Here is a 14102-nt window from a genome sequence, read left to right as displayed (position 1 = left end):
CGCCGGCCCGCCCCACAGGGACAGGCGGGTCGCTATCGTCGGGCCATGCCCCGCAGCCACCACCCCCTCGTCAGCGCCGGCGACCTCGCGGCCGAGCTCTCCGCCGACGGCCCCGCGACCCCTCGACCGGTGCTGGTCGACGTCCGCTGGTCCCTCGGCACGGCCCCGGAGGACAACCGCGCCGCCTACCTCGCGGGCCACCTGCCGGGCGCGTCGTTCCTCGACCTCGACGGCGGCCTGTCCGACCCGGTCGCCCCCGACCGTCGTGGCGGACGGCACCCGATGCCCTCCCTGGAGCGGGTGCAGGCTGCGCTGCGCGCGGCGGGGGTATGCCGTGACCGCCCGGTGGTCTTCTACGACGCCCGCATCTCGGCGGGCGCCGCCCGGGCCTGGTGGGTGGCGTCCTACTACGGCGTCGCAGGTGCCCGGGTCCTCGACGGCGGGCTGTCGGCCTGGCAGGACGCGGGACTGCCGGTGGAGACCGGGTCCGTGGACGTGCCGGAGGGCGATGTCGTGCTGACGGCGGGCAGGCGTCCGCTGCTCGACGCCGACGGGCTCGCCGCCTGGCTGGAGGGGGGCGGCCAGGTGCTGGACGCCCGGCCGGCGAACCGCTTCCGGGGTGAGGACGAGACGATCGACCCGGTCGCCGGGCACGTGCCGGGGGCGCGCAGCTTCCCCTCGCTCGCGCTGCTCGCCGAGGACGGCACCTTCCTGCCGGCGGACGCGATCGAGGCGCTGCTGACCGACGCCGGTGCCGACCCCGCGACCCCGACGGCACTCTACTGCGGGTCCGGGGTCACGGCCGCCCACGCGGCGCTGGCCCTGGAGGCGGCGGGTCTGCTGGAGCAGACCCCCGCGCTCTACGTCGGCAGCTGGAGCGACTGGGTCAGCGACCCGACCCGCCCGGTCGCCACCGGACCGGCCCAGCGGCCTCGTCGACCGGCCTCGCCGTCCGGCTACGCGGGCAGGACGTAGAGGTACATGAGCAGGTAGTGCAGGGCGGCGGCCACGATCACGATCACGTGCCACAGCTCGTGGAAGCCCAGGACACCGGGCACCGGGTTGGGCCGCTCGAGGACGAAGACGACGAAGCCGACCGTGTAGACCACGCCCCCGGCGGCCATGAGCACGAGCGCTCCGAGCGGGAGCCCGATGTCGCCGGCCACGAGCAGGACGGTGACCCAGCCCAGGGAGATGTACAGCGTGTTGGTGACGTACTTCGGCAGCGCCCGCCACACCGAGCGCAGCACGATCCCCAGCACGGCGATCGCCCACACCACGCCGAACATCGTCCAGCCGAAGGTGGAGCGCATGAGCACCAGCACCAGCGGGGTCACGGTCCCGGCGATGAGCGCGAACACGGAGGTGTAGTCCAGGGTGCGCAGCACGTCGTTGACCTTCTCGCCCCGGTCGAGGCCGTGGTGCAGGGTGCTGGCCACGAACAGCAGCACCAGGGACAGGCCGTAGACGCTGAAGCCGACGATCTTCCACGGGTCGCCCTGGGCACCCGCCTGCGCCACGAGCAGGGCCGCCCCCGCGACCGCGAAGCAGGACCCGACCAGGTGCGAGACGGTGTTGACCCGTTCGTCGGTGACGTGGACGCTGCCGTCCCGGCTGCGTGGGGGCGATCCCACGCCGCGGGTCTCGCCGGCCCCGGCCCGTCCCGTGCCGCCCACCTCAGCCACCGGAGACGTCGAGCTCGGCCTGGGCGACGACGGCACGCTGCGCCTCGTCCAGCTCCTGGGACTCCAGCCACCGGTCGGGCAGTGCCACGACCCGCGGGGACCCGGCGCGTCCACGCTGCCCCTCGGCGGCGTCACCGGGCCACGGCTGGTCGAGGTCGAGGGTCTCGATCAGGCGGTCCAGGTCGGCGAGGGAGTCGACCAGGCCGAGCTGGTGGCGCAGCTGTCCGCCGACGCGGAAGCCCTTGGTGTACCAGGCGATGTGCTTGCGGATGTCGCGGCAGCCGCGGCCCTCGTCCCCGTGGAACTCCACGAGCAGCTCGGCGTGCCGGCGCAGCACACGGCATACCTCGGCCAGCGTGGGCTCGACCCGCACACGGGAGCCGGCGAAGGCGGCGGCCAGGTCGGTGAACAGCCAGGGCCGCCCGAGGCACCCGCGGCCGACGACCACCCCGTCGCACCCGGTCTCCTCGACCATCCGCACGGCGTCGTCGGCCGACCAGATGTCACCGTTGCCCAGGACGGGGATCGTGGTGACCGCCTCCTTGAGCTGGGCGATCCGGCTCCAGTCAGCCTGTCCCGAGTAGGCCTGCGCCGCGGTGCGCGCGTGCAGCGCGACCGCCGCGGCGCCCTCGTCCTCGGCGATGCGGCCGGCGTCGAGGAAGGTCTGGTGCCCGTCGTCGATCCCGACGCGCATCTTCACGGTCACGGGTATGCCGTTCGCACCCGCCTCGCGCACGGCGGCGCGCACGATGCCGCGGAAGAGGTCGGTCTTCCAGGGCAGCGCCGACCCGCCGCCCTTGCGCGTGACCTTGGGCACCGGGCAGCCGAAGTTGAGGTCGACGTGGTCGGCGCGGTCCTCCCGGACCAGCATGCGCACGGCCGCGCCGACGGTGACGGGGTCGACGCCGTAGAGCTGGACCGAGCGCGGCACCTCCTCGGGGCCGTGCTCGATGAGCTTCATCGAGATCGGCGTGCGCTCGACGAGGGCGCGGGAGGTGATCATCTCGCTGACGTAGAGGCAGCTGGAGCCGCCCGGAGCGCTCGTCCCCGCCGGGTCGTCGTCTCTCGCGACGGCCAGGCCCTCGTCGCCGTACTCCCGGCACAGCCGCCGGAAGGCGCGGTTGGTGATCCCCGCCATCGGCGCCAGCACGACGGGCGAGCCGATCGTGTGCGGGCCGATGCGCAGGGGCGGCAGGAGGGTGGGAACGGTGCTCATGACCGCTCGATTGTCCCATCGTCGCGCCCGTGCCCCGAACCGCCGCGGACGAGCGTCCGCGCGGCCTGCTCCTGCACGCAGCGCGTCAGCACCTCCAGGGTGCGTGACGGGAGCCGCCAGGCCAGCCAGTGCAGCGGCACGTCGTGGTGCGGGCGGCGGCCGACGGGCACCAGCCCTCCGGAGGCGAGCCCGTCCTCCGCCCACGCCACCGGCATCAGCGCCCACCCCATACCGAGCCGGACCGCCTCGGCGAACTCCCGGCTGGAGCCGATGAAGGTCGCCGGCGGGTCCACCTCGCGCCGCACCCAGCGCCGCGCGACCCGGTGCTGCATGGTGTCCTTGCGGTCGAAGCGCACCACAGGAGCGCGGTCGAGGTCGGCCGCGCGGGGGCCCCTCGGCAGCCACCGGTCACGGAAGGCCGGGGTGCACACGGCGACGTAGCGCAGCGCGCCGAGCGGTGTCAGCCGGCAGCCGGCCACGGGCGTCGGGTCGGCGGTCACCGCTGCCAGCGCCGCCCCGGAGCGGACCAGGTCCGAGGCGTGCTCCTCGTCCTCCCGCACGACGTCCAGGGTGATCCCGAGCTCCTCCTGCGCCCGTGCCAGCGCGGGCAGGATCCAGGTCGCGAGGGAATCGGCGTTGACCACGACGGGCACGAGGGGGTGTGCGGTCGCGCTCGCCTCGGGCACGAGCTCGTCGAGCGCGTCGGAGACCAGCAGGTCCCAGTGCCCCGCCAGGCGCAGCAGCACCTCCCCCGCGGCGGTGGGGGTCACGGGCTTGGTGCGACCCACGACGACCTGCCCGACCGACTGCTCCAGCGCCTTGACGCGCTGGGACACCGCCGAGGGGGTCACGTGCAGGCGCGCGGCGGCCCGCTCGAAGGTCCCCTCCTGCACGACGGCCGAGAGGGTGGCCAGGGCGACCGGGTCCAGACGCATGAAGCCAGACTAATGCGCGGCCAGAATCCTTCATCGTCCTGATGCGTCGAGCGGGCGCTGGCCGTCCTATCGTGGACGCCTGTGACCCCCCTCGCGCTCGTCCTCACCGGGATGCTCACCGGACTCGGCCTCATCGTCGCCATCGGCGCCCAGAACGCCTTCCTCCTGCGCCAGGGGCTGCGCCGTCAGCAGGTGGGCCCGCTCGTGCTCTTCTGCATCCTGGCCGACGCGGCGCTCATCGGCCTGGCCGTCCTGGGCATCGGCGCGGTCGTCACCACCTGGCCGTCCTTCCTGACCGTCGCCCGCTGGGGCGGAGGGCTGTTCGTCATCGGCTACGGCATGCACGCCGCCCGGCGGGCGCTGCACCCGGGCGAGACCCTCGAGGCGACCGGCGCCGGCCGCGCGGGGTCGGCGGCCCGCGCCCTGGGGACGATGGCCGCCCTCACCCTGCTCAACCCGCACGTCTACCTCGACGTCGTGCTGCTCGGCACGATCGCCAACAGTCACGGCGGGCAGGGCCGCTGGTGGTTCTACGCCGGGATCGTCACCGGCAGCGCGGTGTGGTTCACCGCGCTGGGCCTGGGCTCGCGCAGGCTCGCCCCGTTCTTCGCCCGGCCCCGCTCGTGGCAGGCGCTCGACGCAGGCATCGCCGTGGTGATGGTCTCGATCGGCGTGGGACTCATCAGCGGCGGATGAGCCCCACGCCGGCCCGCCTCAGGCGGTCTGCGCCTCGTGGCGCCCCTCGGCGAACTCCTCGACGATCTTGGCGTTGAACGCGGGCAGGTCGTCCGGCGTGCGGCTGGAGACCAGGCCCTGGTCGACGTGCACCTCCTCGTCGACCCACGTCGCACCCGCGTTGCGCAGGTCCGTCCGCAGGGAGGGGTAGGAGGTGAGCGTGCGGCCGCCGAGCACGTCGGCGTCGGCGAGGATCCAGGCCCCGTGGCAGATGACGCCGACCGGCTTGCCGGTCGCGAAGAAGTGACCGGCGAAGGCGACAGCGGCCTCCTCCATCCGGATGTTGTCGGCGTTCACCACCCCGCCGGGCAGCACGAGGGCGTCGAACGCGGCCGGGTCGGCGGAGGCGACCGCCTCGTCGACCGCGGCCTCGTGCCCCTTCTTGCCGGTGATCGAGCCGGTCCCCGGCGAGACGAGCACGGCCTGGGCGCCCGCCTGCGTCACCGCCTCCCAGGGGCTGGTCAGCTCGCTGTCCTCGAAACCGTCGGTGGCCAGGAAGGCGACCTTCTTGCCGTCGAGCGCAGGCATGATCGTTCTCCTTCGGTGGTAGGGATGTGCGGTCGTCTCCACCGTAGGTCGGCCCGCACGGTGGCGCGAGACGGACCGCGCCCGCCCCGCGGCCGCGACGCCGGGGGCCTCAGCAGCCGACGAGACGCTGGGCCAGGTATCCCTCGACCTGGTCCAGCGCCACCCGCTCCTGGGCCATCGAGTCACGCTCCCGGATCGTGACGGCGTGGTCCTCGAGGGTGTCGAAGTCGACCGTGACGCAGAACGGCGTCCCGATCTCGTCCTGGCGGCGGTAGCGCCGGCCGATCGCGCCCGCGTCGTCGAACTCCACCATCCAGTGCTGCCGGAGCCGGGCGGCGAGGTCCCTGGCCTTGGGCGAGAGGTCGGCGTTGCGCGACAGCGGCAGCACGGCCACCTTCATCGGCGCCAGACGCGGGTCCAGGCGCAGCACGGTGCGCTTGTCCACCCCGCCCTTGGCGTTGGGCGCCTCGTCCTCGGTGTAGGCCTCGACGAGGAAGGTCATCAGGGAGCGGGAGAGCCCGGCGGCCGGCTCGATGACGTAGGGCGTGTACCGCTCGCCGCTGGCCTGGTCGAAGTAGCTCAGGTCGGCGCCCGAGTGCTGGCTGTGGGTGCCCAGGTCGAAGTCGGTGCGGTTGGCCACACCCTCCAGCTCGCCCCACTCGCTGCCGGTGAAGCCGAAGCGGTACTCGATGTCGACCGTGCGCTTGGAGTAGTGCGACAGCTTGTCGGCCGGGTGCTCGTAGTGGCGCAGGTTGCCGGGGTCGATGCCCAGGTCGGTGTACCAGCGGGTGCGCTCGTCGATCCAGTACTGGTGCCACTCCTCGTCCTCGCCGGGCTTGACGAAGAACTCCATCTCCATCTGCTCGAACTCGCGCGTGCGGAAGATGAAGTTGCCGGGGGTGATCTCGTTGCGGAAGCTCTTGCCGGTCTGGGCGATGCCGAACGGTGGCTTCTTGCGCGCGGCGCCCATGACGTTGGCGAAGTTGACGAAGATGCCCTGGGCGGTCTCGGGCCGCAGGTAGTGCAGCCCGCCCTCGTCCTCGATGACGCCCAGGTAGGTCTTGAGCATCATGTTGAACTCGCGCGGCTCGGTCCAGGCCTTGTTGCCGCAGCTGGGGCAGGCGATCTCGGCCAGCGGCACGTCGTCGGGGTCGATCTCCTCGCCCGGCCGGGCCTTCTTGTTCTTCCTCTCCGCGACGGCCTCCTGCATGTGGTCCACCCGGAAGCGCTTGTGGCAGGACTGGCACTCGGTGAGGGGGTCGGAGAACTCCCCCACGTGACCCGAGGCGACCCAGGTCTGCCGGGGCAGGATGATCGAGGAGTCCAGGCCGACCACGTCGTCGCGGGTCTGGACCATCGAGCGCCACCACTGCCGCTTGATGTTCTCCTTCAGCGCCACCCCCAGGGGCCCGTAGTCCCACGCCGACCTCGTCCCGCCGTAGATCTCGCCGCAGGGGAAGACGAAGCCTCGCCGCTTGGCGAGGGACACGACAAGGTCGACGGTGGAGGTCTGAGCCATGGGCGTCAGTGTAGGGGGCCACCGACCCCCTCCCGGACCCCCACTACGCTGAGCCGGTGTCCAGCACGCCCTCCCCCGGTCCTGACCCCTCCACCTCCCCCGGTGCGCTCCGCCGCAGCATCGAGCAGGCCTCCCGGCCGGCCCTCGAGCAGCTGGCACGGCTGCCCGTCTGGCTGCCCTTCCTGGTGCTGCTGCTGCTCATGGTGGGCGGCGGGTTCCTCGGCGGACCGGTCGGCTGGACCCTCGTGGGGATGGCCCTGGCCTTCATCCTGTGGCTGCTCTACCTCTCCTGGCCGCGCCTGACCACGGTCGAGCGGTTGATGCGGTTGGTCGTGCTGCTGCTCTTCGCGGTGGTCACCGTGGTGCAGCTTCTCCCCCGGGGCTAGATTTTGACAATCATTCTCAGTTGAGCGCAGACTGGTGCCATGCCCCGTGTGCGCACCCTCGCCCTCGCCCTGCCCCTCACCGCTCTGCTGGCAGGGTGCGGCGCCGCCTCCACCGACGACGGTGACGCGACCCCCGCTGCGGCGCCGGCCGACGCGGACGCCGTGCAGGTCGTCGCCAGCTTCTACCCGCTGGAGTACCTCGTGGAGCGCGTGGGCGGCGACCACGCCCAGGTCACCGCGCTGACCGCGCCGGGGGTCGACCCCCACGACGTGGAGCTGTCGCCGCGCACGGTGGGCGCGCTCGGCTCGGCCGACCTGGTCGTCTTCGAGTCGGGTATGCAGCCGGCCGTCGACGACGCGGTCGCGCAGCAGGCCCCCGGCACGAGCTTCGACGTGACGCCCGCCGCCGACCTGCTGGCGCTGGAGGAGTCCGGGGAGGAGCACGACGAGCACGCCGACGGGGAGGACCACGGCGACGAGGACGCCGAGGACGACGGCCACGGCCACGGCCACGGCCACGGCGCGGAGGACCCACACTTCTGGCTGGACCCCGTCCGCTACGGGGACGTGGCCGAGGCGCTCGCCGCCGAGCTGGGCGCGGTCGACCCCGACCACGCCCCGGACTACGAGGCGGGCGCGGCGGCCCTGGTGGCGGACCTGCAGGCGCTGGACCAGGAGTTCACCGAGGGGCTGCGGGAGTGCGCGAGCCGTCAGGTCGTGACGACCCACGACGCGTTCGGCTACCTCGGGGCCCGCTACGACCTGGAGGTGACCGGCATCACCGGCATCTCCCCGGAGTCCGAGCCCTCGCCGGCGCGCCTGGCGGAGGTGACCCGGCTGGTGCAGGAGCTGGACGTCAGCACGGTCTACACCGAGCCGCTCCTGTCCCCCGACATCGCCCGCACCGTCGCCTCCGAGACCGGGGCACAGGTCCTCACCCTCGATCCCGCCGACGGCCTGAGCGAGCCCGGCGCGGGCAGCGACTACCTTGACATCATGCGGACCAACCTCCAGACCCTGCGCGAGGGCCAGGGCTGCTCGTGAGTGCCCCCGCCCCACCCGTCGTCGAGCTGCGCGGCGCCGCCTTCGGCTACCGGGGGCGACCGGTCGTCTCCGACGTCGACCTGACCGTCCGCCGGGGCGAGGTCGTGGCGGTCCTGGGCCCCAACGGCTCGGGCAAGACGACCTTGGTCAAAGGCCTGCTCGGCCTCTCCGAGCACCTGTCCGGGCAGGTCGAGGTGCTCGGCACCCCGCTGGCGCGCCTGCCCGACCGCACCCGCATCGGTTACGTCCCCCAGCGCCATACCCTCGTCGGCGGGGTCCGCGCGACGGTCGCCGAGGTCGTGGCGACCGGCCTGCTCGCACGACGTCCGTGGTACCGCCCCGCCACCCGGGCCGACCGCGAGGCCGTGCTGGCCGCCGTCGAGGCAGCCGGGCTGGCCGACCGGGCACGCTTCGACGTCGAGACGCTCTCCGGCGGCCAGCAGCGCCGCGTGCTCATCGCCCGTGCCCTCGTCGCCCGCCCCGACGTGCTCCTGATGGACGAGCCCACGGCAGGCGTCGACCGGGCCAGCCAGGATGTGCTGACCTCGGTGCTGCGCCGCCTGGCGGACGCGGGCACGACGATGGCCATCGTCACCCACGAGCTGTCGGCGCTGCGCGGTGTCGTGGACCGGATCGTGGAGGTCGACACGGGCCACGTGACCTTCGACGGCACCCCCGAGGGGTATGCCGTGCACCAGGGCGCGCTGGCCCGCTCCAGCGGAAGGACGGCAGCACGGTGAGCGCGATGTTCGAGCTCGACTTCATGCGCAACGCGCTGCTGGCCGCGCTGTTCGTCGGCCTCGCCGCGCCGATGGTCGGGATCTTCCTGGTCCAGCGCCGGCTCTCCCTCATCGGGGACGGCCTGGGGCACGTGGCCCTGGCCGGCGTGGCGATCGGCATCGCGACCGACCGTGCGCCCGTGCTCACCGCGCTCGTCACCGCTGCGCTGGGTGCCGTGGTGATCGAGCTGCTCCGCGCCCGTGGGCGCACCTCCGGCGACCTGGCCCTGGCCATGCTGTTCTACGGCGGCATCGCGGCCGGCGTCGTCATCATCAACCGGTCCGAGGGCGCCCAGACCGGCAACCTGACCAGCTTCCTCTTCGGGTCGATCGCCACCACGACCCGCGGTGAGCTCGTGACCTTCGCGGTGCTGTCCGCCGTGATCGTGGGCGTCACGCTGGTGCTGCGACCGAGGTTGTTCGCGGTGGCCGGCGACGAGGAGTACGCCCGGGCCAGCGGCCTGCCGGTGCTCGCGCTCAACATCCTGCTCGCGGTGCTGACCGCGGTCACCGTGGTCGTGGCCATGCGCGTCATCGGGCTGCTGCTCATCAGCGCCCTGATGATCGTGCCCAACGCCGCGGCGCAGCAGCTGTCCGGGAGCTTCCGTGCGGCCAACCTCTGGGCGGTGGTGCTCGGCGTCCTCTCCTCCGTCGGCGGGGTCGTGGTCTCCTACCAGCTGGACACCGCCTCCGGTGGCACGATCGTGCTCATCGCCATCGCCCTGTTCGTGGTCGCGATGGTGGTCGGCCACGTGGTGCGGCTGGTCGCCCGCCGGCGCCACCTGCGGGCCGAGCGGCACGCCCACGAGCACGGACCCGGGTGCGGGCACGAGGCCGTCCCGCACGGTGACCACGTCGACTACCTGCACGACGGCCACCGGCACGCCGCCCACGAGGGCCACTACGACGAGCACAGCGACCACCCGCCCCCGGCCGAGGGGCCCGACCAGGACGCCCGCCACGAGCAGGAGGTGACCCGATGAGCACGACGACGCACCGTCGACCCACCCGGCAGCAGGCCGCCGTCATCGAGCGGCTCGGGCGCAGCGAGGACTTCACCAGCGCCCAGGACCTGCACGCGCGCATGCGCGAGGCCGGTGACAAGGTGGGGCTGGCGACCGTCTACCGCACGCTGACCTCCCTCGCGGCCGCGGGCGAGGTCGACATGATCCGCACCGACGAGGGTGAGGCCGTCTACCGGATGTGCTCGACCGGCCACCACCACCACCTCGTCTGCCGTGACTGCGGCCGGACGGTGGAGATCGAGGGACCGGCCGTGGAGCGCTGGGCCGACCGGGTGGGGGCGGAGCACGGTTTCACCGACGTCAGCCACACGCTCGAGGTCTTCGGACGCTGCCAGGGGTGCGCGCCCGCCTGAGCCCCGGCGCCGGCGCTGCCGGTGCGTGGCGGGCGGACGGGGGTCGTCCAGCACCTAGCATGGGCAGGCGCAGCGAGCAGTCGGAGCAGGAGGGCAGCGGGTGAGCACGGTCGGTCCGGTCAGCGTGCCCACGGGCACCCGCGGCGACCTCGTCACCGGTGGCCGCCACCGCGTCGACGGGCCGCCCGTGCCCGCCGCGCTCGAGCCCCAGCCCCGCCGTCAGGGGCTGCACGGCCTGCGCGGGGTGGCGGTCGCGCTCGTCGTCGCCTTCCACCTGTTCGGCGCGGGCCGGGTCTCCGGCGGCATCGACGTCTTCGTCGCGATCTCCGGCTTCCTGTTCACCGGCATGATCGCGCGCCGGGTCGTGCGGGACGGCGGACGGTTCGACCTGCCGGCCTACCTGGCGCGGCTGGTCCGCCGGCTGCTCCCTCCGATCCTGCCCGTCCTGGCCTTCGTCCTCGTCGGCACGTTCACCTGGATGGCGTCCTCGGCCCGGGTCGCGACCTGGCGCGAGACCGCGGCGGTGCTGCTCTACCGCGAGAACTTCGAGCTCATCGACTCCCAACTCGGCTACGACGCCGCGGGTGTGCAGACGAGCCCGCTGCAGCACTTCTGGTCGCTGTCGGTCCAGGGGCAGTTCTACCTCCTGTGGCCGGTCGTCATCCTCGCCGGCTACTGGCTCGCGCGGTGGCGGGGGTGGGACGCACGCCGGGTCGTGGCTCTCGCCGTCGTCGCCGTGGCCCTGGCCTCCTTCGCCTTCGCGGTGCACCTGCGCTCGCTCGACCCTCAGGCGGCGTACCTGCATACCGGGGCCCGCCTGTGGCAGCTGGCCCTGCCGGGCCTGCTCGCCCTCACGGTCGCCCACCGGCGGATCCCCGTGCCCGTGCGGGTGGCCATGGGGTGGGCAGGTGTGGCACTCATCGTCAGCTGCGGCTTCGTCCTCGACGGTGCGGCGCTGTTCCCCGGGCCGTGGGCGATGTGGCCCGTGGCCGGGCTGGTGCTCTTCCTGCTCGCCGACGACACCGGTGCCCGGGGCAGCGCAGACGTCGTGCTGTCCTCACGTCCCGCGCACCGGCTCGGCGACATCTCCTACGCCCTCTACCTGTGGCACTGGCCCCTGCTCATCGCCGCGCTGCGCCTGACCGACCGCCCGGCCGGGGACCTCGCCCTGTCCACGGCGGTCCTGGTGACCTCCGTCGCCCTGGCCTGGCTCACCTGGCGGTGGGTGGAACGACCCGCGGGCGACGCCCGCCGGTGGCCCGCACCGCGCGGCACCACCCTGGCCGGGGTCGCGGCCCTGGTCGTCCCCGCCGTCCTGCTCACCGGCGCGGCCGCGCTGCAGGAGAGCCGCCACGACCAGCGCCTGGAGTCACTGCAGGTCGCGCTGTCCGGCACGGGGTGGGACGGGCGGGTCGACAGCCATCCCGGGGCGCTCGCGCTCACGCCGGGCTGGGGGCCGGTCCCCGACGCGCCGCTGCTGCTGCCACCGGAGCTGGCCGCCCAGGACAAGCCCCCGCACGACGCCCAGGGCTGCTGGCAGAGCGCGAAGGACCGGCCCGAGAACGCCGAGGTGCTCGTCTGCCCCGAGCCGCCCGGTATGGAGGTCGAGGACCCGGGCGCCACCGTCGTCGTCACCGGCGGCTCGCACGGCGCGATGTGGGAGCCGGCCTGGCGGGTGCTCGCGCAGGAGCACCGCTGGCGCGTGCTCGTCATGGTCAAGGCGGGCTGCCAGCTGACGACGAACGTGGGCCAGCACCCCGAGCAGACCGACGTGCTCCCGTCGGCGTCCTGCCAGGAGTGGAACCGGCGGGCCCTGGCCGAGCTGGACCGGATCGACCCCGACGTCGTCTTCACGATCGCCACGACGACCGCCGGGGCGCAGGAGACGGAGAAGGCCTCCCGCGGGTTCGTCGAGGCCTGGGAGGCGCTGGACGAGCTCGGCCTCGACGTCGTCGCGGTGCGCGACATCCACCGGATGGCCGAGCACGTCCCCGACTGCGTCGAGGAGCACATGGAGGAGCCGGCGGCCTGCGACACCCCACGCGTGCCCGGTCCCTCTCCGATGACCGAGGCCATGGTGCCCGGCAACGTGCGGCTGATCGACCTGGTGGACCGGGTCTGCACCGCACGGGTCTGCCCGGCGGTGGTCGGCAACATCATCGCCTACAGCGACCACTCGCACCTGTCCGCGTCGTTCTCGGCCACGCTGGCCACCGCCCTCGACGCCGAGCTGCGCCGGGCGGCGCCCCAGCTCTACGGACGCTGAGGGGACCGGTCGGCGCCTCCGGGCACCGAGCCCGCTCAGGCCTGCGACGGACGGTCCACCGCACCCCCGTAGCGGCGGTCGCGCGCCGCGTACGCCTCCACCGCGCGCCACAGGTCACGACGGTCGAAGTCGGGCCACAGCGTGTCGAGGAAGACCATCTCGGCGTAGGCGCTCTGCCACAGCAGGAAGTTGGAGGTGCGCTGCTCCCCCGAGCTGCGCAGGAAGAGGTCGACGTCCGGGACGTCCGGGTGGTACAGGTACCGGGCGATCGTGCGCTCGTCGATGCCGCCCGGACGCAGGCGCCCCTCCGCGACGTCCTGGCCGATCGCGCGCACCGCGTCGGCGATCTCGGCCCGGCCTCCGTAGTTGACGCAGAAGTTGAGCGTGATGACGTCGTTGTCCCGGGTCCGCTCCTGGGCGTCCTCGAGCTCGCTGATGACCGACTTCCACAGCCGCGGGCGCCGCCCCGACCACACGACCCGCACGCCCCAGGAGTCGAGCTCGTCGCGACGGCGCCGGATGACGTCGCGGTTGAAACCCATGAGGAAGCGCACCTCGTCGGGGCTGCGCCGCCAGTTCTCCGTCGAGAAGGCGTAGGCCGAGACGCACCCGACCCCGACCTCGATCGCGCCGGCGATGACGTCCAGCAGGCTGACCTCACCGGCCTCGTGCCCCTGGGTGCGCCGCAGCCCGCGCTGGTTGGCCCACCGCCCGTTGCCGTCCATGACGATCGCCACGTGCCGCGGCACCAGGTCGCGGGGCACGGCGGGCGGTCGCGCCCCGGAGGGGTGCGGGAAGGGCGGTCTCGGGTCGCCGGTCATGGGGTCCTCTCGACGTGGCGCAGGGACCGCACGCCCCGCTCCATGTGCCACTGCAGGTAGGCGGCCACGAGGCCGCTGGCCTCGCTGCGGTGGCGGCGCTGGCTGGCGTCGGCCACCTGCCAGTCCCCGCCGAACAGGGCGCGCAGCAGCTCCAGGGTCTCCGGCGCGGGCGCGGAGGAGCCGGGCGGGCGGCATACCGGGCAGACCGAGCCCCCCGAGGGCACGTGGAAGGCCCGGTGCGGACCGCTCATCCCGCACCGCGCGCAGTCCGAGAAGCTCGCGCGCCACCCCGCGATGGCGAGCGCGCGCACGAGGTAGGAGTCCAGGACCAGCCTGGGGTCGTGCTCCCCGGAGGCGAGCGAGGCGAGCCCGCCCGCGAGCAGGCGGAAGTGCTGCGGCGCGGGCTGTCCCTCGTCGGTGAGCTGCTCGCAGGTCTCCAGCATGACGTTGGCCGCCGTGAAGGCGGGGTAGTCGCGGGCGATCGCCTCGCCGTAGGTCGCGAGCACGTCCGCCTGGGTGATCGTGTCCAGGTTGCGCCCCTCGTAGCACTGGACGTCGACGACCATGCCCGGCTCCAGGCGCGCCCCGAACCTGCTCTTGGTGCGGCGCACCCCGCGGGCGACCGCCCGCACCCGCCCGCGACCCCGCGTCAGCAGCGTGACGATCCGGTCGGCCTCGCCCAGCTTGTGCGTGCGCAGCACGACGGCTGCTTCGCGGTAGGTGGGCATGCCCCCATCCTCCCACCGTCGGGGCGTGGGGCCCGGCAGCCGGGCCGTTCGCGGGAGGGGTGGCGTTGTTCGTACACACGTC

15 protein-coding genes are annotated in these 14102 nt (G+C 73.6%); 8 read left to right on the top strand and 7 right to left on the bottom strand.

What is annotated here, in order from left to right; all coding sequences use genetic code 11:
* Window positions 1-45: 45 nt before the first annotated feature.
* A complete protein-coding gene (locus tag K330_RS19260) occupies window positions 46-975 on the top strand; it encodes a sulfurtransferase (protein ID WP_022920751.1) in 930 nt (309 codons plus the stop codon).
* On the opposite strand, the gene trhA is transcribed toward K330_RS19260, so the two are convergent.
* From trhA to K330_RS19255, 3 genes are read right to left on the bottom strand one after another with little or no spacing between them, the layout of a single operon-like run.
* A complete protein-coding gene (gene trhA / locus K330_RS0104970) occupies window positions 957-1634 on the bottom strand; it encodes a PAQR family membrane homeostasis protein TrhA (protein WP_029202328.1) in 678 nt (225 codons plus the stop codon). The genes K330_RS19260 and trhA overlap by 19 nt on opposite strands.
* Window positions 1635-1677: 43 nt before the next feature.
* On the bottom strand, window positions 1678-2901 hold the full coding sequence (gene dusB, locus K330_RS0104965) for a tRNA dihydrouridine synthase DusB (RefSeq protein WP_022920749.1): 1224 nt from the start codon (window positions 2899-2901) through the stop codon (window positions 1678-1680).
* Entirely contained in the window at window positions 2898-3836 is a 939-nt protein-coding gene (locus K330_RS19255) for a LysR family transcriptional regulator ArgP (protein WP_022920748.1), read from the bottom strand. Before K330_RS19255 ends, dusB begins: the two co-directional genes overlap by 4 nt.
* Before the next feature lie 81 nt (window positions 3837-3917).
* Here K330_RS19255 and K330_RS0104955 point away from each other — a divergent pair, with 81 nt between their 5' ends.
* Complete coding sequence (locus K330_RS0104955; protein ID WP_022920747.1) at window positions 3918-4532, top strand: LysE/ArgO family amino acid transporter; 615 nt, start codon at window positions 3918-3920, stop codon at window positions 4530-4532.
* Window positions 4533-4550: 18 nt separating this feature from the next.
* Here the strand turns inward: K330_RS0104955 and K330_RS0104950 are convergent, their stop codons facing one another.
* On the bottom strand, window positions 4551-5099 hold the full coding sequence (locus K330_RS0104950; protein ID WP_022920746.1) for a type 1 glutamine amidotransferase domain-containing protein: 549 nt from the start codon (window positions 5097-5099) through the stop codon (window positions 4551-4553).
* 109 nt (window positions 5100-5208) lie between these two features.
* On the bottom strand, window positions 5209-6618 hold the full coding sequence (locus K330_RS0104945) for a glycine--tRNA ligase (RefSeq protein ID WP_022920745.1): 1410 nt from the start codon (window positions 6616-6618) through the stop codon (window positions 5209-5211).
* 56 nt (window positions 6619-6674) lie between these two features.
* Between K330_RS0104945 and K330_RS0104940 the strand changes: the two genes are divergently transcribed.
* From K330_RS0104940 to K330_RS19250, 6 genes are all read left to right on the top strand, one after another.
* Window positions 6675-7004: a DUF6703 family protein gene (locus K330_RS0104940; RefSeq protein ID WP_022920744.1), complete on the top strand. Its 330-nt coding sequence runs from the start codon at window positions 6675-6677 to the stop codon at window positions 7002-7004.
* A gap of 39 nt (window positions 7005-7043) precedes the next feature.
* Window positions 7044-8048: a metal ABC transporter substrate-binding protein gene (locus tag K330_RS0104935; protein WP_022920743.1), complete on the top strand. Its 1005-nt coding sequence runs from the start codon at window positions 7044-7046 to the stop codon at window positions 8046-8048.
* A complete protein-coding gene (locus K330_RS0104930) occupies window positions 8045-8788 on the top strand; it encodes a metal ABC transporter ATP-binding protein (protein WP_022920742.1) in 744 nt (247 codons plus the stop codon). The genes K330_RS0104935 and K330_RS0104930 overlap by 4 nt, the downstream gene beginning before the upstream one ends.
* A complete protein-coding gene (locus K330_RS0104925; protein ID WP_022920741.1) occupies window positions 8785-9810 on the top strand; it encodes a metal ABC transporter permease in 1026 nt (341 codons plus the stop codon). Before K330_RS0104930 ends, K330_RS0104925 begins: the two co-directional genes overlap by 4 nt.
* On the top strand, window positions 9807-10205 hold the full coding sequence (locus K330_RS0104920; RefSeq protein WP_022920740.1) for a Fur family transcriptional regulator: 399 nt from the start codon (window positions 9807-9809) through the stop codon (window positions 10203-10205). Before K330_RS0104925 ends, K330_RS0104920 begins: the two co-directional genes overlap by 4 nt.
* Before the next feature lie 100 nt (window positions 10206-10305).
* Window positions 10306-12471, top strand: a complete 2166-nt coding sequence (locus tag K330_RS19250; protein WP_022920739.1) for an acyltransferase family protein — start codon at window positions 10306-10308, stop codon at window positions 12469-12471.
* A 35-nt stretch (window positions 12472-12506) separates the two neighbouring features.
* On the opposite strand, the gene K330_RS0104910 is transcribed toward K330_RS19250, so the two are convergent.
* Both K330_RS0104910 and recO read right to left on the bottom strand, forming a co-directional pair.
* A complete protein-coding gene (locus K330_RS0104910) occupies window positions 12507-13292 on the bottom strand; it encodes an isoprenyl transferase (RefSeq protein ID WP_022920738.1) in 786 nt (261 codons plus the stop codon).
* Window positions 13289-14020 carry a DNA repair protein RecO gene (gene recO, locus K330_RS0104905; RefSeq protein ID WP_022920737.1) on the bottom strand — a complete coding sequence of 244 codons (732 nt, stop codon included), beginning with the start codon at window positions 14018-14020 and terminating at the stop codon, window positions 13289-13291. The genes K330_RS0104910 and recO overlap by 4 nt, the downstream gene beginning before the upstream one ends.
* Between the last annotated feature and the right edge of the window lie 82 nt (window positions 14021-14102).

The organism is Ornithinimicrobium pekingense DSM 21552 (genome assembly GCF_000421185.1).
Classification (GTDB): Bacteria; Actinomycetota; Actinomycetes; order Actinomycetales; family Dermatophilaceae; genus Ornithinicoccus; species Ornithinicoccus pekingensis.
The sequence above is the reverse complement of the archived record's forward strand: the minus strand, read 5'-3'. Positions and strand labels throughout refer to the sequence as shown.